This is a genomic window from Lawsonella sp. (assembly GCF_011525565.1).
In the GTDB taxonomy this organism is placed as follows: domain Bacteria; phylum Actinomycetota; class Actinomycetes; order Mycobacteriales; family Mycobacteriaceae; genus Lawsonella; species Lawsonella clevelandensis_A.
The window spans coordinates 55,776-75,114 of the sequence record NZ_WVRS01000011.1; the positions used below are offsets into that span (position 1 = coordinate 55,776).

17 protein-coding genes are annotated in these 19,339 nt (G+C 53.0%); 12 read left to right on the plus strand and 5 right to left on the minus strand.

From position 1 onward, the window contains the following. Positions 1-49: 49 nt before the first annotated feature. The gene (locus tag QZV76_RS05800) at positions 50-793 is read right to left on the minus strand and encodes a PH domain-containing protein (RefSeq protein ID WP_290599011.1); all 744 of its coding nucleotides are present in this window, start codon (positions 791-793) and stop codon (positions 50-52) included. Then, positions 753-1,652, minus strand: a complete 900-nt coding sequence (locus QZV76_RS05805; protein WP_290598952.1) for a biotin--[acetyl-CoA-carboxylase] ligase — start codon at positions 1,650-1,652, stop codon at positions 753-755. Before QZV76_RS05805 ends, QZV76_RS05800 begins: the two co-directional genes overlap by 41 nt. A 104-nt stretch (positions 1,653-1,756) precedes the next feature. Between QZV76_RS05805 and QZV76_RS05810 the strand changes: the two genes are divergently transcribed. The 8 genes from QZV76_RS05810 to QZV76_RS05845 all read left to right on the plus strand — a co-directional run bounded on the left by QZV76_RS05810 (position 1,757) and on the right by QZV76_RS05845 (position 11,327). After that, positions 1,757-3,394: an acyl-CoA carboxylase subunit beta gene (locus tag QZV76_RS05810; protein ID WP_290598953.1), complete on the plus strand. Its 1,638-nt coding sequence runs from the start codon at positions 1,757-1,759 to the stop codon at positions 3,392-3,394. Between the two features lie 11 nt (positions 3,395-3,405). Then, entirely contained in the window at positions 3,406-4,050 is a 645-nt protein-coding gene (locus QZV76_RS05815; protein ID WP_290598954.1) for a Maf family protein, read from the plus strand. 164 nt (positions 4,051-4,214) lie between these two features. Further along, positions 4,215-4,433, plus strand: coding sequence for an acyl-CoA carboxylase subunit epsilon (locus tag QZV76_RS05820; protein WP_290598956.1), 219 nt, complete (start codon positions 4,215-4,217; stop codon positions 4,431-4,433). A 142-nt stretch (positions 4,434-4,575) separates the two neighbouring features. Continuing rightward, the gene (locus tag QZV76_RS05825; RefSeq protein WP_290598958.1) at positions 4,576-5,895 is read left to right on the plus strand and encodes a TrpB-like pyridoxal phosphate-dependent enzyme; all 1,320 of its coding nucleotides are present in this window, start codon (positions 4,576-4,578) and stop codon (positions 5,893-5,895) included. Between the two features lie 176 nt (positions 5,896-6,071). Then, complete coding sequence (locus QZV76_RS05830; RefSeq protein ID WP_290598960.1) at positions 6,072-6,989, plus strand: sulfurtransferase; 918 nt, start codon at positions 6,072-6,074, stop codon at positions 6,987-6,989. Positions 6,990-7,120: 131 nt separating this feature from the next. Next, positions 7,121-8,914 carry a biotin carboxylase N-terminal domain-containing protein gene (locus tag QZV76_RS05835; protein ID WP_290598962.1) on the plus strand — a complete coding sequence of 598 codons (1,794 nt, stop codon included), beginning with the start codon at positions 7,121-7,123 and terminating at the stop codon, positions 8,912-8,914. A gap of 205 nt (positions 8,915-9,119) precedes the next feature. After that, positions 9,120-10,640, plus strand: a complete 1,521-nt coding sequence (gene glpK, locus QZV76_RS05840; protein WP_290598964.1) for a glycerol kinase GlpK — start codon at positions 9,120-9,122, stop codon at positions 10,638-10,640. Positions 10,641-10,817: 177 nt separating this feature from the next. Continuing rightward, the gene (locus QZV76_RS05845) at positions 10,818-11,327 is read left to right on the plus strand and encodes a gamma-glutamylcyclotransferase family protein (protein ID WP_290598966.1); all 510 of its coding nucleotides are present in this window, start codon (positions 10,818-10,820) and stop codon (positions 11,325-11,327) included. A gap of 13 nt (positions 11,328-11,340) precedes the next feature. On the opposite strand, the gene QZV76_RS05850 is transcribed toward QZV76_RS05845, so the two are convergent. Further along, on the minus strand, positions 11,341-13,257 hold the full coding sequence (locus QZV76_RS05850) for an amino acid transporter (protein WP_290599012.1): 1,917 nt from the start codon (positions 13,255-13,257) through the stop codon (positions 11,341-11,343). Positions 13,258-13,480: 223 nt separating this feature from the next. Further along, entirely contained in the window at positions 13,481-14,125 is a 645-nt protein-coding gene (upp, locus tag QZV76_RS05855) for a uracil phosphoribosyltransferase (RefSeq protein ID WP_290598967.1), read from the minus strand. Between the two features lie 195 nt (positions 14,126-14,320). Between upp and QZV76_RS05860 the strand changes: the two genes are divergently transcribed. The 4 genes from QZV76_RS05860 to QZV76_RS05875 are packed head-to-tail and all read left to right on the plus strand — an operon-like array spanning position 14,321 to position 18,034. Continuing rightward, positions 14,321-14,641, plus strand: a complete 321-nt coding sequence (locus tag QZV76_RS05860) for a hypothetical protein (RefSeq protein WP_290598968.1) — start codon at positions 14,321-14,323, stop codon at positions 14,639-14,641. Beyond that, positions 14,638-16,203, plus strand: coding sequence for an NlpC/P60 family protein (locus QZV76_RS05865; protein ID WP_290598969.1), 1,566 nt, complete (start codon positions 14,638-14,640; stop codon positions 16,201-16,203). The genes QZV76_RS05860 and QZV76_RS05865 overlap by 4 nt, the downstream gene beginning before the upstream one ends. A 12-nt stretch (positions 16,204-16,215) precedes the next feature. After that, complete coding sequence (locus QZV76_RS05870; RefSeq protein WP_290598971.1) at positions 16,216-16,749, plus strand: YbaB/EbfC family nucleoid-associated protein; 534 nt, start codon at positions 16,216-16,218, stop codon at positions 16,747-16,749. A gap of 52 nt (positions 16,750-16,801) precedes the next feature. Then, a complete protein-coding gene (locus tag QZV76_RS05875) occupies positions 16,802-18,034 on the plus strand; it encodes a primosomal protein (RefSeq protein ID WP_290598973.1) in 1,233 nt (410 codons plus the stop codon). Positions 18,035-18,276: 242 nt separating this feature from the next. On the opposite strand, the gene trpS is transcribed toward QZV76_RS05875, so the two are convergent. After that, on the minus strand, positions 18,277-19,308 hold the full coding sequence (gene trpS, locus QZV76_RS05880; protein ID WP_290598975.1) for a tryptophan--tRNA ligase: 1,032 nt from the start codon (positions 19,306-19,308) through the stop codon (positions 18,277-18,279). Positions 19,309-19,339: the final 31 nt, after the last annotated feature.

Sequence of the window (19,339 nt, forward strand, 5' to 3'; positions counted from 1 at the left end):
CTCGTATCACTGCCCACGCCTCTGTTTACGCTATCGTTTACGCCGCTGTTTACCGCCGGAAAAGGCGTCGTTGACGAGGTAAATCACGTGGCGACTGGGGAGATTGTGGAGACTGCATAGATTGCGGCGGCCGATACGTTGCCAAAGGTGGCAGCTGCCCATAGCCAACGCCTACTGGGGGATATGCGGGATACCCCTCCGCCGGCATGTAGTAAAACTGCTGCGGATAACCAGCGGACTGATGCAATGACGTAGCACCCGAACGGATAGCGCTTTCCACATCATGCGGGTGAGGTACTCGGTCGAAACGAAGTCCGCCTAGTTCATAGCTAGAAATATGAATAGTGCCGTAGTGCATCATTCGCCCCAGGAGAGATTGTTTTACCTCCACAGCCTGTATCCAGGCAAGAGAAACGGATGACGTTTCTTTTCGGATTATTCCCTGTCGGAATATTAAGCGGTCACTCGTCACAACAATACTTGAACCGAGCCACCGTAACGCCGGTAAAAACGTCCACGCGATAAGAAGCCCCACCATACAGACGGCGGTAACAATATAGACGCACGTGCGCAGTACTCCCTCGTTGAGGGCATCTGCGAACCCCAGCAGAAGCATCATCACCATAACTACCGCAACACCCACTAGGGTTGGACCCGCCAGGCTTATCCAGTGGGGCCGCTCGTGGATGAGAATTTCCTCGCCCGGGTCGAGGATATTCTCCGGGTAGTCGCCGCTTCTCTTCATAAGACCATCATGGCAGGTAACAACCGCCTCCGCGAACATGCCGAACATCACCAGCACGAATTGCTTGTATTGTTCCTGCCCCAGTACGAAGAAGTAAGCACCCGTTCTCCGCTATATCCACGGCAGTACCGTGGGCAAGTTCACCCTGCGGCAGTTGTACATCAATCGCTTGCCCAATGGTGGAACACCGATCCACGAAATCATCTATAACAGCAGTTCCCCCTTGCCGCCACTCTCCTATCCGTCTATCCAATTCGGTGAAAATTGCGGTAGCAAGAGCTTCTCGGCTAGGAGTGCGATCCCCTAACACCATTGCTAGCGACGTGGCATAGTCAACGGGCAGTTCCGCGGGGGACTGCGTAATGTTAATACCCACTCCGGGAATAATGGCGGCGGCGGACGACCCATCCGGGTAGGTACGGTCAAGGACCCCCATTTCCACTAGCATGCCAGCGAGTTTTTTCCCGTTGCAGAGGACATCGTTGGGCCATTTGAGAGAAAGATCGACATCTCCCCCTTTACCTACGTCTTCCCCATCACTATTAATGCCGGCATCGTGAAGTGCGTGCCGTAGTCCGTCAATAACCGCTACCCCAGTGGCCAGCGGAAGTAATGGCCACCTGCTGGATGACACTGTTCCAATGCGGATAAGTGCAGAAAAGCTGAGGGATGAATGACGAGGGGCAACAAAACTGCGGGTGTAGCGTCCTCGCCCATTGGTTTGATATTCAGCAAGAAGGATTTCTCTATCGCAATCGAGATTATTATTCGCTCGTTTCACCATGTCGCTATTGGTGGACCCGGTTGTATCGACAACATCTATAGAGCGCCAGGAGGTTGCCGGATTGTCGACAAGGGCCGCGTGTAAAGCGGAAATATCGAGAGGTCGAGTGGGGACGAGGGACATTATGACTCCGCAGAAGGGGTGTGGTGAGCGTGGGGATCATTCTTAAAATAAGCTCAATCTAGACCATATCGGGTTCTCTAGAGAGCTTACAGTTGAGTAAACTGATGCACATGAGTAATGGCGCACCTAGTATCCATACCACCGCTGGTAAGCTGAACGAACTCCGTCGGCGCATGGCTAAGGCCCAAGCCCCTGTAGGAGCGGAGGCTATTGACAAAATCCATGCAGCTGGCCGTATGACTGCCCGCGAAAGGGTCCTCGCTCTGCTTGATGAGGGTTCTTTCGTTGAGACTGACGCGCTGGCAAAAAGCCGTTCCAACTCCTACAGTATGGCGGCTTTCAAGCCGGTAGGTGATGGTGTTGTTACCGGTTACGGAACAGTCGATGGGCGTTCTGTGTGCGTCTTTTCCGCTGATGCAACTGTCCTCAACGGTACTGTTGGCGAAGTTACTGGCGAGAAGATCGTCAAAATTCTTGATCTCGCCATTAAAACTGGCCGCCCACTGGTATCCATTCTGGATGGCCAGGGTGCCCGTTTAGAGGAGGGTATTAACTCCCTCGCATTCTACGGACAGATCTTCCAGCGCCTTGTGAAGGCTTCTGGCCTTATCCCGCAGATTTCTGTGGTACTGGGGAAGTGCTCTGGCGGTAATGTTTTCGCTTCTGCCCTGCAAGATTTTGTCATTATGGTGCGTGGCCAGTCCGAAATGCTCGTTGGCACGCCCCAAATGATCGCTGCCCGCAGTGCCGACGCCCGCAGTGTCGACGCCACCACGAAAGACACGGGTGAAGACGTAGGCGGCGCCGATGTACAGATGGAGAAGACCGGACTCTGCCATTACGTCGCTGACGATGAGGAGGATGCTCTTACCTACGCGAAGGAACTCCTTGCTTATCTCCCCTCGAATAACCGTGCTGAAGCTCCTAAACAACCTTGGGTGAAGTTGCCCGGCGCGCCTGGTAGCCATCCTCGCCCGGAAGATCTGGAGCTTGATTCTCTTATCCCCGATTCGGACGCTGCTCCCTACGACATGTTGGGTATTATTCAGCGCATTGTTGATGATGGTGAGTTCATGCAGGTACAGGCTGGTCGCGCCGCTAATATGCTGACTGGTTTTACCCGTATTGAGGGTCGCTCTGTTGCTATTGTTGCTAATCAGCCGCAGGTGCTAGCTGGGGCTATTGATAAAGCGGCGGCGGAGAAGGCGGCACGTTTTATTCGTACCTGTGATGCCTTCAACATTCCTGTTATTACGCTGGTTGATGTGCCGGGCTTCCTACCTTCGTTGGAGGAGGAGCGGACTGGCGCTGTGCGTTCTGCAGCTAAGCTGTTCTACGCCTATGGCGAGGCAGTTACTCCGCGTGTCACGGTTGTTGTTCGGAAGGCATTCGGTGAGGCATACAACGCTATGGGGTCGAAGCATCTAGGTGCCGATATTAACCTCGCGTGGCCAACTGCGCAGATTGCTATTGATGATGCCGCTAATTCTGTGCCGTATCTCTACCGTCAGCAGCTTGCCGAGGCGGCGGAGAAGGGCGAGGATGCGGACGCTCTGGCAGAGAAGTTCCTGGCTGAGTATGAGGCTCAGGTTATTAACCCCTATGTTGCGGCGGAGCGTGGTTTTGTGGATTCTGTGATTCCGCCGTCGCATACTCGTGATGAGATTGCTATTGCGCTGCGTTTGCTGGAGCGGAAGGTTGTTCCGGAGTATCCGAAGCGCCATGGAAATATTCCTCTGTAATGTCTTCTGCAATGACCACTGTTGTTTTGGGGTCAGCATCCCCTTCTCGTCTGCAGATTTTGCGAAGCGGCGGTATTGAACCGCAGGTGCTTGTTTCTACTGCGGACGAGGAGGAGTTGAAGGAGCGTTTCCCGGCTGGCCCTCCTTTGGTGGAGCATTTGGCGGCGGCTAAGGCCGTCAATGTGGCTGACCAAGTGGTGGAGTCATATCCGGATATAGCGGCTGATGCGCTTGTTATTGGCTGCGATTCTATGCTTCTGACAGCAGATGGGGAGCTGGTGGGGAAACCTCTTACTGTTGCTAACGCGGTTGCGCACTGGCAGCGGGTGCGGGGAAGCTCTGCACAACTTCTAACAGGCCATACGCTTATTCGTCTGCATGATGGTGCGCGTACCGACGCTTCTGCTGTCACCCGTACGGTTGTGCATTTTGGGTCTCCCACCGATGCGGAAATTCGCCGCTACGCCGAGTCTGGTGAGCCTCTCTATTGTGCGGGTGCGTTTACGCTTGAGGCTTTGGGTGGCTGGTTTATTGACGCTATTGAGGGGGATCCGTCGAATGTTATTGGGTTGAGTCTTCCGACGGTGCGTCGGTTGGCTGGTGAACTTGGTGTTACTGTGACGGACTTGTGGAATCGGGTGGAGCAGAGGGCGTAACACGAGTGCGTCTCCGTTTGGTACGGCTTGGTAAAGTTAGTTTTTCTATAGTGCCGCGGTAGAATATTAGTGTTTACAGGCTGTATTCCGTATAGCCAGTAGCTAGTGACCGGTAGCTAGTGAAATGAGAAGTAAGACCAGTAAAAGTAAGAGAGGGCGCGTATATGACTGCACAGCCAAATGTGGTTTTTAAGGTCGTCAAGGGTAACCCTACTGACGCTGATGTTGCGGCCATTGGTGAGGCTCTCCGTACCCTGGCATTCGCTGCATCAACTGACACTATGCCGGAGTCATCCTCTGCTTTAGATAACTGGGGTAGCGTTAAACGCCAGTTCACACCTATCGTGGCTTATTCTCCTACGGCGTATTCCAATAATTCATAGTCAGTAATTCGTCGTCACTACTTCATAGTCAGCGATTTGTAGTCAGTTTTAGTGAATTCGCTGAGTAGATTATTGGGTTCCCTGCGCGCAATATTCTTGTACGGATGGATTTCTCCCGCTTAAGGGTGAGACACTATGAGGTATGACTGATATATTTTCTGAAAATACAAAGGTCATCCTGGATGAATCCGAGATGCCCAAACATTGGTATAACCTCAATGCTGATTTCCCCGAGCCGTGCGCTCCCCACCTCAATCCGGCAACGAAAGAGCCCGTCACCGAGGCTGATCTGCAACCGCTCTTCTCAGCTGAACTCTGCCGTCAGGAGCTCACAAAAGACCGCTATGTGGAAATCCCGGAGCCGATTCGACGGCTCTACACCCAGTGGAGGCCAAGCCCCCTCTTCCGCGCTCGTCGCCTAGAGAAAGCACTGGGAACATCTGCCCGTATCTACTACAAGTACGAGGGTGCCAGTCCCGTCGGCTCGCACAAGACCAACACTGCTCTACCGCAGGCCTACTACAACAAGATTGAGGGCATTGAGCACCTCACCACAGAAACTGGCGCTGGCCAGTGGGGTGCTGCCCTCAGCTATGCCGGCGCCATGTTCGACATTGACGTGCAGGTATGGCAGGTACGCACCTCCTACGAGTCCAAGCCCTACCGCCGTATGCTGATGGACCTCTATGGTGGACGCTGCTACAGCTCCCCCACTATGGATACCAAAGCCGGCCGCGCAATGAACGAGAAATTCCCGGGGACCACAGGGTCTTTGGGAATGGCTATCTCCGAGGCAGTGGAAGTTGCCCTGGAGGATGAGAAAACTCACTACACTCTGGGTTCTGTTCTTAACCATGTGATGCTGCACCAGACCATCATTGGTGAAGAAACTCTCTTGCAGCTTAAGAAGTTTGGTGAGGACCAGGCTGACTACGTCTTTGGGTGCGCAGGTGGCGGTTCTAATCTGGCGGGTCTTTCCTTCCCCTTCATTCGGGAACTGATTGCCGGTAACTGCACCACCAAGATTGTGGCGGTGGAGCCCGCGTCATGCCCGTCCATGACGGAAGGTGAATTCCGCTACGACTATGGCGACGTTGCGCACACTACCCCACTGATGAAGATGTACACCATGGGTGCGGACTTTGTGCCGGATCCTATTCACGCTGGTGGCCTCCGCTACCACGGCATGGCCCCCATGGTGTCCCACGCCCACCACTTGGGGCTTTTGCAGTCCATAGCGCTGCCGCAGGAAACCACGTTCAAGGCTGGCCGACTGATGGCCCGTACAGAAGGTATTGTTCCGGCGCCGGAGTCCACGCACGCTTTGGCCGGCGCGCTTCTGGAGGCACGCAAGCACCAGGGAACTCCTGGCAGCGGTCCCTCTATTGTGATTGGTCTGTCTGGCCACGGGCTTTTGGATTTGCCGTCCTACGCCCAGGTTGGCATGCTTAAAGGCTTCTAGAAGCTGCTACGAGCATCTTTATTAAGAAAACACCTCTGCTAAGAGAACACCGTCATCTGCCCTTCTATTCTTTGTGTATAGATATGGGCGGGTGACGGTGTTCTCCGTTATTCGTCATTATTTGTTTGAAAAACTAGTATTATCAGTGGACTTGCTGCATTTCATAGGAGGAACACGTGCCCGCGCCGTATGATCCCAACCCTCGGTTCAAAGACTACGCACACCCGGAGCGTTTGGTCTCTACCGAATGGTTAGCGGAGCACCTCGATTATCCCGGTCTTCGCATTCTGGAATGCAATGAAGATCGCCTCCTCTACGATATTGGACATGTTCCCGGCGCTCTCCGTTTGGATTGGCGCAGTGATCTTTTCGACCCCCATATTCGTGACTTTGTCAACGGCCAACATTTCGCTAGTTTGATGCGGCGTCTTGGTATTCGCCAAAACGACACGATTATTCTCTACGGCGATAAATCCAATTGGTGGGCAGCTTACGCATTGTGGGTATTCACCCTCTTCGGCCATGCAGATGTGCGTCTTCTCGATGGTGGGCGCGACGCCTGGTTCCTAGAAGAACGCCCCAGTAGTTTCGCTGTGCGGGCATTCCCCGAGTCCGATTACCCCATTGTGGAACGCCACGACAGTAGCCTCCGCGTCTACCGCCAGGATGTTCTCGCATCATTGGGGAAAGCTCTTATTATTGATGCGCGCAGCCGCGATGAGTACATAGGAAATACGCTTTCTCCGCATCTTTCCCCCACTGTCTCCCGCTCTGGGCATATCCCCACAGCCTTTAATATCCCGTGGAATCGTGCAGTTGGCCCCGACTCCCGTTTTCTTCCCCACAAGGCTCTAGAAGATATCTATGACGGCGTCGTTTCTGCTGACGAAGAACGGGACGTTATTACCTATTGCACCATGGGTGAGCAATCAAGCCACACGTGGTTCGTTCTCACATACCTCTTGGGCTGCAACTGCGCCTATAACTATGAGGGATCATGGTCAGAATGGGGTACTGCGGTGCGAATGCCTATTGTGCAGGGCACAGCGCCGGGAACAGTATCTTTCCCACTATCGTTAAGTGCCCGAAACTAACGACATACAACTGTATAAACCCCAGTTTGTGCCTAGTTCTTACACAATGAAACCCACAGAAAAGCGTAGACTTTGAGTGAGGTTTTACCCGGTATAAACAGTCTGTTGGAAACACACTACAGGAGAGAATATTGTCCGCTACCGCAACAGCCACAATAGAGAAAGTACTCGTTGCGAACCGCGGCGAAATCGCCGTCCGCGTTATCCGAGGTGCCCGCGATGCTGGTATCCCCAGTGTGGCCGTCTATGCAGATCCCGATGCTGATGCCCCTTTCGTCTCCCTCGCTGACGAGGCTATCGCTCTGCACGGATCCACCGGCGCTGAAACCTACCTCAATGTGGAGAAGCTCCTCAAGGCTGCAGCTGCCACAGGGGCTAACGCTATTCACCCCGGCTATGGCTTCCTCTCTGAAAATGCTGATTTTGCGCAGGCAGTTATTGACGCCGGCTACATCTGGATAGGCCCACCGCCAGAGGCTATCCGTGATCTGGGTGACAAGGTGACCGCCCGCCATATTGCAGAGCGCGCTAACGCCCCTATGGCAGCCGGCACTAAGAACCCCGTCAAAGACGCCAACGAGGTTGTTGCTTTCGCTAAAAAGTATGGCTGCCCCATTGCTATTAAGGCCGCTTTTGGTGGCGGTGGACGCGGTATGAAAGTTGCCCACACCATCGAGGAAATCCCGGAGCTCTTCGACTCCGCTACCCGCGAGGCAACTGCCGCTTTTGGACGCGGTGAATGCTTCGTGGAGCAATACCTCGACCATGCCCGCCACGTTGAAGCACAGGTTCTTGCCGACCAACACGGCAACGTGATTGTCGTTGGCACGCGTGACTGCACTCTACAGCGTCGTTTCCAGAAGCTTGTTGAAGAAGCCCCCGCACCTTTCCTCACCGCGGAGCAGGAAGAGAGAATCCGTTCCTCCGCCCGCGCTATTTGCCGCGAGTCAGGCTACTACGGGGCCGGCACTGTTGAATACATGGTGCAGGGTGACACTATTTCTTTCCTCGAGGTCAACACTCGTCTACAGGTGGAGCACCCCGTCACCGAAGAAACTACCAATCTTGATCTTGTGCTGCGCCAGTTCGCCATTGCGGAAGGTAAAGAACTCGACATTAAAGAGGATCCAACTCCGGTGGGTCACGCTTTTGAGTTCCGTATTAATGGTGAAGATCCAGGCCGCAACTTCCTCCCTGCCCCCGGCACTGTTATCCGCTATGAAGAGCCTACTGGCCCGGGCGTGCGCGTCGATTCTGGTGTCCGCGAAGGCGATATTGTGGGCGGCGAGTTCGACTCCATGCTGGCAAAGCTCATCATGTGGGGCGAGACTCGTGAGAATGCTCTTGCCCGTGCCCGGCGTGCCTTGTCTGAGTACCATATTGAGGGTTTAGCAACGACTCTCGATTTCCATCGTCATATTGTCTCCAACCCAGATTTTGTGGGAGATAGTAATGGCTTCAACGTTTTCACGAAGTGGATTGAAAACGAGTGGAAGAATCCCTTTGACGCTGCTGTTGAGGATCCGGATGCACCCCAGATGGAGCGTCTCCCCAATCGAATTGTTGTTGTTGAAGTTGACGGCAAGCGCATGGAAGTAAGCCTTCCCGCCGATTTTGTTGTGCGTGGTTCTCGTCCTGCTAAGGTTCGTAAACCGCGTCCCCGTACTTTCGCTTCCAACGCTGGTTCTTCTGCATCGGGCGACATTATTATCGCCCCTATGCAGGGCACTGTTGTTAAGGTGGCAGTGGAAGAAGGACAGGTCGTTAAAGAAGGCGATCTAGTTATTGTCCTTGAAGCTATGAAAATGGAGAATCCTGTTCTGGCTCATCAGTCGGGCACTATCACACAGCTTTCTGTGGAGCCGGGAACTCCGGTTACCCCCGGAACAGCCATGTGTAAGATTCTCCAGGATAATGGTGAATAAGTAGTTCTGCGCTTATTTCTTTCCGATGTGGCAACCTTTGCCCCTTGTAGAAACTCCTTTAACTGCCTAATAACACCGTTGTTACCTGCATAAATGCCACAAAAACAGCGGTCGAAATGCTCTTTTTAGGTTGCTTTCATACACCCGCGAAGGAGGCTACTTTCGGTATATTTGGAATAACTCTGATGCCGAAAAGGAGCATTACATGCCTAGCTCTCGCTATGTTATTGCCCTTGATCAAGACACTGTTTTCACACACTGCTCTGTCTTCGATCACGATGGAAATCTAATGGCCACCACCGAGCGTGACCACCGCCAGATTCTCCCCGCCCCCGGATACGTTGAACACGATCCTATGGAGATCTGGAAGAACGCCCGTCTCACCCTTGCGGAAGTTCTCGCCGTCATGGAAATTACTTCCAATGACGTTGCAGCACTCGGTATTACAAACCAGCGCGAGACTGCCGTACTCTGGGATAAAACTACCGGTCTGCCCATCTGTAATGCCATAGTGTGGCAGGATACCCGCTCCCATGATTGCCTTGACGAAGTCGTTGAAAAGGTTGGCGAGGACCGTATCCGCGAAATCACCGGTCTTCCCCCCACTATCTACTTCGCCGCCCCCCGTATTAAGTGGATGCTCGACAATGTTGAGGGCGCCCGCAAACTAGCCGATGAAGGAAAACTCCTCTTCGGTACCATGGACACGTGGCTCATCTGGAACCTCACCGGTGGCGCACAGGGATCCGTTGACGGCCCCGCCAAGCACGTCACCGACGTATCCAATGCTTCCCGCACCATGCTCATGAATATCAACACCTGCCAGTGGGATGACGAACTCCTCGCTGCATTCGATATTCCGAAGAGTATTCTCCCCCGTATTCGTTCCTCCTCCGAGGTTTACGGCCACGTACGCCGCCGCGGCCCGCTACCGGGAGTTGCTATCTCCGGTATTCTCGGAGACCAGCAGGCAGCTGCTTTCGGCCAGGCCTGCCTTGCCCCCGGCGAAGCAAAGATCTCCTACGGCACCGGCAACAGCCTCCTCCTCAACGTAGGCGCAGAGCCCGCCAAGCCTGCCGATGGACTTATCTCTACCGTCTTCTATCGTCTTGCCGATGAAGAACCCGTCTACGCACTAGAAGGCTCCATTGCCGTCACTGGTCTGGCAGTTCGCTGGCTGCGCGACAATATGGGCTTCTTTAACTCCTCTGACGATATTGAAGCTCTGGCTGCAGAAGTTGAGGATAACGGCGGTGTCTACTTCGTTCCTGCATTCTCCGGCATTATGGCCCCTCGTTGGCGTGAGGACGCCCGCGGCACCATCGTTGGCCTCACTCGTTTCGCTAACCGTAATCACATTGCTCGTGCCGCCCTGGAGGCAACCGCCTACCAGACTCGTGAGGTTGCCGAAGCCATGCGCAAGCAGGCTGATGTCCAGCTGAAGACCGTTAAGGTTGACGGTGGTATGACAGAGAATAAGCTGCTTATGCAGTTCCAGGCCGACATGCTTAATTGCCCTGTTGTCCGTGGTGAGCTCCGTGAGAATGCTTCACTGGGAACTGCCTACGCGGCTGGTCTAGCCGTTGACTTCTGGAGTTCTACCGATGAGATCCGCGCCAACTGGATCCCCAGTGATATGTGGACTCCTCACATGGATCAGAAGACCCGTGAAGAACTCTTCCACAACTGGAATAAGGCAGTGGAACGCTCCCTTAATTGGGCTTAATCATTGCTTTTCTATGCAACCAGCATAGAAGTAAAGGCTGTGTGCGGTTGAGGTTATCCCCCTTCAACCGCACACAGCCTTTATAGATATTGAAAACTTTATTAATAATGTTGTAACCCCTTCTACAATCCCGTAAAAGGGGTAGCACAAGGGCCGTCACCGCGATATTCTCAAAATATGTCTCTCTATGCCGCCTACGGAACGAACATGGCACCCGCACTCATGCTGCGCCACGCTCCTCACTCGCCGCTAGCCGGCACCGCCTGGCTTGAAGGGTGGAGGCTAACATTTGCCGGAGAAGACGTCTCATGCTGGGAAGGCGCCCTTGCCACAGTTGTCGAAGACCCCACCAGCCGCGTCTTCGTTGCACTCTACGATGTTCCCACGCGCGACGAAAGACGCCTAGATAAGTGGGAAGCCTACGACCAAGATATTCACCGGAAAATAAAAACCCGTGTGACGGCTCGAATTACCACCCCACATGGCTTCAGCCTTTATGACGGACAAGATAGCGCCGTTCAAGAAAAATCTGAACTCGTCTGGTTTTATGTCATGGACGCCTATGAAGGCGGACTTCCCAGCGCCCAATACCTTGCAATGATCGCTGACGCTGCAGAGGAAGCGGGGGCACCTGCACAGTATGTACGTGAGCTACGCATGCGCAGTTGCCGGCCAGCGCAGCGTTAAACACGCGTAACTACTAGCCGACGTGAATATGGGGGCGCCGGTCACGATTAGGCTCGGCTCGCCGCAATACTTCGTGAGTAACGGACGCAACCTCACCCTGTCCCCAGAAGAGGAAGCGACCAAGCGACCGAGTGGGGCTAATATTGGCCCACTCGAAATATGCGTCCGGGACAACACCAGTAACATCTCGGATGTAGAGCAGAACTGCAGCGATAGCATTGGGCACACCTGGCGCATCTACCCACAGCACGCGGTGTTTACCGCGCATACGGCCATGAACTTCAAGGACTGTGTCGAAGTCTGACGCATCCTTCACATTCACTTCCAAGAAGACAATTGGTACGTCGTCCTCAATATTGGTAAGACGCCGCTGAATACGCTCCTTAATAACATATTCATCCTGTGCAAAAGTCTCTGGATCATGCGCCACGATGACAAGGCGGTCACGCCGTTTCGCGGCTTTCAGAACCTGCTGAGCATCCTTATCGAAAACAATGTCCTGTACACGTAGCTCATAGGCACGGTGAATACGGGATGCGAAAGAAACACCCAGAATAGCAGCAATAAAGACGGCCGCAATCTGGACACCTTCGGGGCGTTCCACGATATTCACAATGGTTGTGTAGACGAAGACACACGTCGTAATCGTGAACCCGACAAACTTACCCCACTCTTTGTTCTTCCACGCTGATAGGGCCACCGCATAGCCCGCAGAAGTGATAAGTACCAGAACACCGGTGGCATAAGCGGAACCCTGGTGGTCAACGTCAGCCTTGAAAAGAATGGTGACAAAAATGGCGACGAAGCCGAACACCATAGCCAGCGGACGAGTGTGTGCCGCCCACTCGGGTGCCATACCGAAACGAGGCAAGTAGCGCGGCACCAAGTTCAACATGCCGGCCATTGCAGACGCCCCAGCGAACCAGAGAATGAGAATGGTAGCAATGTCGTAGACCGTTCCCATACCGTTGCCCATATAGTGGTGGGCAATATAGGCCAATGCGCGCCCGTTAGCTTCTCCACCCTCCTGCAGCGCTTCTGCAGGGATAAGAGTAGTAGTAATGATGGACGACGCAATGAGGAACGTACACATCGTGAGAGCCGCTACCGTCATCATGCGACGGACACCCTTAATACGATTGTTAAGACGTTCCTGCTGGGTGCCCTCGCCACCTTTAATCTGCGGCATAACAGCGACGCCGGTTTCAAAACCAGACAGGCCAAGAGCCAGCTTCGGGAACACGATAAGGGAGATACCCAACATCACCCACGGATTACTGTGCTGGGCTAATAAAGCTGTGTGCCAATCGGTTACATAGTGGGGGTGCGTGATAAGAACATACAGACCATCACCCACCACGACAAGATTGAGAACCAGGAAGACGGATACCAGTATTACCGACAGGTTGATGGCTTCTCCGAACCCGCGGAGGAACACGCAGGTAAGAACAACCAGCATAAAAATGGTGATGGGGACATTCTGTCCTTCAAAACATGCCGGCGTATAGGGGTTCTCGATAACGTGCGCTGTTGCGTCAGCCGAGGACAGCGTCATGGTGATGAGGTAGTCCGTTGCGGCGAAGCCAAGAAGGACAAGAACGAGAATCTTGCCGCCCCACTTAGGGAGTAGCCACTCAAGCATGCCGATGGAACCAGCACCATAGGGGGATTCTTTCGCGACACGCCGGTAGATAGGCAAGGCACCAAAAACAGTGAGGAGTACCAATACGATAGTGGCGAACGGCGCCAAGGTACCCGCCGCCAAGGCAGCAATACCGGGCTGATAACCGAGAGTGGAGAAGTAGTCGAGACCCGATAGGCACATGACTTTGTACCACGGATGACGGTGTGCATCGTGGATAACACGACCGTGCGGACCTTGGAGCGTGGCGGGCTGCTGATCAGCATCAGAAAGCCACCAGTCCCGCATACGTTCTCCGAGTTTACGGCTATCGCGGCCGTCTTCTGGCGAAGATTGGTTCACGTGTGAAAAACCTACTCCTATTTTTGGTAATACAAAATCCCCCCTTATCTTCTTTTTTCACAACACCGTATAAATCCTCAAAAAAATACTAAAAATAGCACGTCAAAACATATTTTTAAGTACATTAAGAGTTTTTACAAGAAGATGACGGAAGAGTTAAAAATACTACCTAGCGAGAAGTGGCGTCATCATACCGAGGTCCATAGAGACGATCCCCAGCATCGCCTAATCCCGGCACAATATACGCATCCTCGTTCAAACCATCATCGAGAGCAGCCGTCACCAACCGTACCGGCAATCCAGACTCCTCCAACGCCTTAACACCCTGCGGAGCAGACACCATACAAACAGCCGTAATATCCCGTGCCCCACGGTCGACGATAAGTTTTAAGGTGTGCAACATAGAGCCGCCCGTCGCCAGCATTGGGTCAATAACGAAGACATTTTGCTGTGAAAGGTCATCGGGGAGGGCTTCCAGATAAGGAACAGGCTGGTGGGTTTCCTCGTCACGAGCCATACCCACAAAACCCACTTGTGCATCGGGAATCATTGATAGTGCCGCGTCTACCATTCCCAAACCAGCACGAATAACGGGAACAATCAGCGGCGGTTGAAGCAGACGATGCCCAGTGGTGGGCGTTAACGGTGTGGTAATGGAAATATCTTCTACCGGCAAGTCGCGGGCTGCTTCATACACCAGCATTTGTGCCAATTCTTGCAGGGCAGCGCGGAACTGGGCATTGGTGCTTCGCTCATCGCGCATAGTGGTAAGGCGAGCAAGGGCTAAGGGGTGATTAATGATCGTGACATCCATGCTTTTTATCTTGGCACATTTACCCCCTATTCATGATGTTGACAGAACGAAACACCGAACACGACGGAGTATGCCAAAACATGGCAGAGCATACTTTCTCAAAAATTTTTTTGGGGAAATTTTCTTGGGGGATGGAACCTTCAGTAACAGAAGCAACGTCATATTAGTTAACGTTCGCTCATAAGAAGGGGAAGCATGTCACTTACTCATGTCTCAGCAAATATCCCCGCAATTTCGGCATTTGGTAAAGCTCTCGGAGCCACCGGTGCTGAACTCGCGGCAGAAAAAGGCCTCTTAGAAGCCACATCTAGTGCCATTATCCTCCCCTCTTTGGGGGTTATTGCCACCGAATTCGCACTAGCCTATGAGGCTGCACACACGGTGCACAATGCAGGTTTTGCACAAGTTGTTGCCGATTTAGAGGACAGTGCCGCCCGCTCTGCAGCCACTAGCGCTGCCTACCTTGCCACTGAAAAAGCACATAGGGACACGATCGCTAAGGAAGGCTTGCTATGACAGATCCCCTCACTCTGGCCCTGCCCATGATACAAACACTGGCCACGATGGGAGCATCTGGGTCTTTGGAGCTCACCAGCGCGACCGGACTACATATTTCGGCTAGTGCTAGCTATACCCCCACGTCCTCTGGCGCCAGTGCGTCACAGCAAATTCAACAAGCACCTCATCTCAAGCTACCGCTTGGTTTACCAGCTGTACCATCATTAGACCTCACAGGCCTGCATGGATTGACCTCCGCCCTCCAACAAACAGGAAAGGCTTTTGGTGCAGTTACGCATGCGGTGGGAAGTGCCACTCGCCAAATAGCATCCGCATGGACGGGAACCGCTGCACAAGCTGCCCAGAAAACTGTTAAAACTATTGCACTGCACTCTGACGAACTAGAAGAAAAACATGCCGAGCTGGCCGCCGCCACCAGCGAAGCAGAAGCCATTGTCGCAAGAGCCAGCTGCGAAATAGCTGCCGTTATCGCTAAATTTCTCAAAGAAGCGAATGACACAATTGCCGCTACGGCAGAGACCATCATTGGCCCCATCATTGAAGTTACCGAAGAAGCTCTGATAGCATGCCAACAAGTAGCTGACATCTATATGCGGGCACTGAGTGAACTGCAAGGCCCTACCCAGAAAGCTCTCGCAACGGCCCATGACGCCTACCTGAAGAGCGATATTAAACTACCTCTTGCAGTGCCCTCACCACACTCCATGGCAGAAATTGCCGGCGCCACCCTTACACCCACACTGCCTACTATTAAAGGCAGAGCAAAGATTCATGGTCACACGAACATAGACGTGCAGCTCGGAGGAAACTCCTTCACTGAGCACGTCGCCTGGGGGCAAGATCCCGATGTACGTGCAGATGCCACAACAACACAGGCTCCACCGGCCCACACCTCATCCGTGGCGTATTCTGCTGGTGCCGCTACTACATACTCCGGACCCACTGGTATGCAGACGGGATCTCCCAGCTCTACCTATTCCGGAACTGGTGGAGGAGCTGGTGCAGTAACCAGTGCAGGAACTGGTGCGCCGGCAGCCACCTCAATTGGTGCACACTATGCATCAGGAGCACAGTATGCGTCAGGGTACACTGCTTCATCGGCACACACGTCTAATACTTCCGACGATACCAACGGTTACTGTGTTACGGCGGATGGAGAAGTACCTATCACTCTCCCCAATGGGCATACCGTGTACGCTCCCAATGCGACCGCTGCTACCGCCATAAAATCTGCTCTTACACAAGTAGGCGTGCCCTATGTGTGGGGCGGAACTACCCCCGGTGTTGGTTTAGATTGCAGCGGACTCACACAATGGGCCTATCAGCAAGCTGGTCTAGAGATAGGCCGCACTACCTGGGATCAGGATAATAATCCGCAGATTCCTGTAGAAGAAGCACTTCCTGGGGATCTCCTTATATGGGATGGGCATGTTGCCATGTTCCTTGGCGACGGTCTCATGATTGAAGCTGGCGATCCCGTCGCAGTTACCCCCGTTCGCACCGAGAACGCCGGCATGGCGTTTGAAGGTGTCTTCCGACCCTGGCTAAAGAAGAAATAGTACGAGGCAACAATGAAGGAAAATACTTACTGCACCGCTGATCGAACTATCACTATTACATGCACGACCGATGGGGAACTCCGCGATATCGAATTACGCGGGAACCTCTCCCCCACCCGTCTGTCGCATGAACTATGCCGACTGCATGCTAAGGCCATGCCGGCGCGGCAAAAGACCTACAACAGTAGAAGAATCGATATTACGATGGCGCAGCTGAGCGAGCCACCTATTCCGGCACTAACACAACTGTATGATGCCCTCCGGGAAAGCATGGCAACGTTAAAAGAAGCTAGTAATAATCTCCAATCGCATGCCAGTGAAGGAGAAAACGACGCTGTGCGCGTCACCATTTCTGGATACGGCTGCCTTACCTCTGTTACGTGTAAAGAAGATGCCAAAACTCTATCGGCACAAGCCCTTGCAGAATCTATTATGGATGCTTACCAGCGCGCAAAAACAATGACTCTCTCCTATTCCCAGCAATGGGATAAGGAACTCACTGAGTCTCTTGAAAAGATTAACCCCATTCGGGTAACGCAGTCGTAAAAGTTCTTCTTAAGATATGGCAGTCACTCTGTAACTCCCGTAGGCTGAGGGTATGTCTGTAGCTGATATTGTTCCTGTAGCACTGGGTCTTCCCTCTGGAGACTTCATTACTCTCTGGGCACCAGCCTGGCGGGAAGATGGAGAAGATTGGGAAGCCATGCTTGGCCTCGACGAAGACCTCTATGGTTTCGCCACTCCCGCCCAACTTGCCGCCTTCCTCCGTTCCGGTGCAGCGAATGATCTCCAAGATCACCCATCGTGGGAACACACTGCACACCTTCCCGTTCTTGAACTTGATCCCGATGAGGAACACTCCTATGACCTCGTAGGAGTCCCAGAATTACTATCCGAGAACCCCACTGAGGAATCTGTTCTAGAACTCGACGACTGCTTCACTATGGCGCGCACCATCGGAAGCATCTGCGATATTCCCGAAATTGAAAAATTCTTCCGCAAGCACGGAGATCTGGGAGCCACATCTGGCGGTATTGATAATTTCTATGGCCGTGAAGGCTCACGCGAATGGACTCGCATTGGCAAAATTATCAGCAAACATTGGGATGATGTTCTCAACCTCATTGATGAGCTTGTGACCACTCCCGCAGTTGACGCTAGTCTTGTTGCAGCTGCAGAAGCAGAATTAGAGGAGGCTCGCGCCCTCGCCGCAGAACGAGAAGACGCAGACACGGCCGCCGGACTACTCGGAGACGACGACTGGGAGCCCGATGACGATGAAGACCCCTTCTGGGCAAGTATCGGCATCGACCCCGTTAAAATCATTCTTCCTACCGGCACCCGCTTCACTCTCCGCTGCTACATCAATGACAAGCCCCTCTTCCTCGGTAACGATGACCACATCTTCGGCTTCACAAGCCAACGAGGCATGCTGCGTTTCCTCTCCGAGGAACCTGACCACAGCATGTATAAACTCCCCGGATGGGACCAGGTAGTTTTCCAAGCAGGCAGTGGCGAACTGAATGTTCGCCCCACCGACGACAATATTTACTCTTTCGTCCGCCTACCTAAGCAGATAAAAAACGGCCCCATCGACGTTGACAAGAACCAACTCGATCTAGCGGTAGAACTACTCCTCGATGCCGAAGAGTACCTCGACACTAACGTTGTTGATCCTGCTCTAGATAGCTCCACCCGTCTGGGATCGTATGTAGAGTCCATCCTCGATGACGATACTGACACAGACACCCCCTCCGAGCCCTACGATGATGTTGTCGAAGAATGGGACAAACTTGTCGACTGGCTCAACGGCATTGTAGAAAAGCACTAAATCTTCACTGCTATAGGGATGTCCTGCAAAACTAGAATCTCTGTAGGAAAACACCTGCAGGACAAAAACTCTACAAAATAAAGATGTTTTGCAGCACAGTCCATAAAAAGTGTTAAAGGTGGTGGCCACTCCATTAACGGAGTGGCCACCACCTTTTCGTTCAGTCTCTACGCTGCATAGTATCTACACTACGAGTAGCTACACTATGCAGTTTTCACTGTGCAGTTTTCACTGTGCAGTGCTTATCGCAGTGGACGCAGGAAACCAATCTGCTCGTACACTCTATCCAGTACCGGAGCAGAGCATTCGCGAGCACGCTCCGCACCACGCTGCAGGATTCGCTCCAGTTCTGCACGGTCAGACAGAATCTCGTCAACACGAGTACGCAAAGGAGTAACAAAATCCTCCAGCGCTTCCGCCGTATCCTTCTTCAGGTCACCGTAGCCATGTCCCTCATATTGGGACACTAGCGTATCAATATCGGTGCTGGTGAGGGCGCTCAGAATGGTGAGGAGGTTGGAAACGCCTGGCTTCTTCTCACGATCAAAAGCGATAACGCCATCATTGTCAGTAACGGCGGAACGAATTCTCTTCGCCGATACTTTCGGATCATCAAGTAGGTTAACAATGCCCTTGGGATTCTTCCCCGACTTCGACATCTTGGAGGTGGGATCCTGCAGGTCATAAATCTTCGCGGCACCCTTGATAATAAATGCTTCCGGAAGGGTGAAAGTGCGACCGTACCTATTGTTGAATCGTTCAGCGAGATTACGCGTCAATTCAACATGCTGCCGCTGATCTTCACCCACGGGGATAAGCTGTGGGCTGTAGAGAAGAATATCGGCAGCCATCAGAATGGGATAGTCGAATAGACCCACCGTGGTCTTGTCCCGACCATGCTTTTGAGATTTGTCTTTGAACTGCGTCATACGGCTAGCTTCACCGAAACCAGTCATGCAGTTAAATACCCAGGTCAGTTCAGCGTGCTCAGGAACCTGGGACTGGACGAACAGTACTGACTTTTCCGGATCCACACCCAGTGCGATAAGCTGCGCAGCCGCACCCCACGTACGTTCCCGCAGTACTTTAGGATCCTGCTCGACGGTGATGGCATGCATATCGGGGATGAAATAGAATGCATCGTAATCATCCTGTAGATCCACCATCTGTTTTGCAGCACCCAGATAATTACCTAAGTGGAAGGAATCTGCAGTGGGCTGTAATCCAGAGAGAATACGTTGACGACTCTCTGGTTTCTTGTCGTTGTCGGTCATACTTATTCAGCTATCTATCTATGGTCGAAAT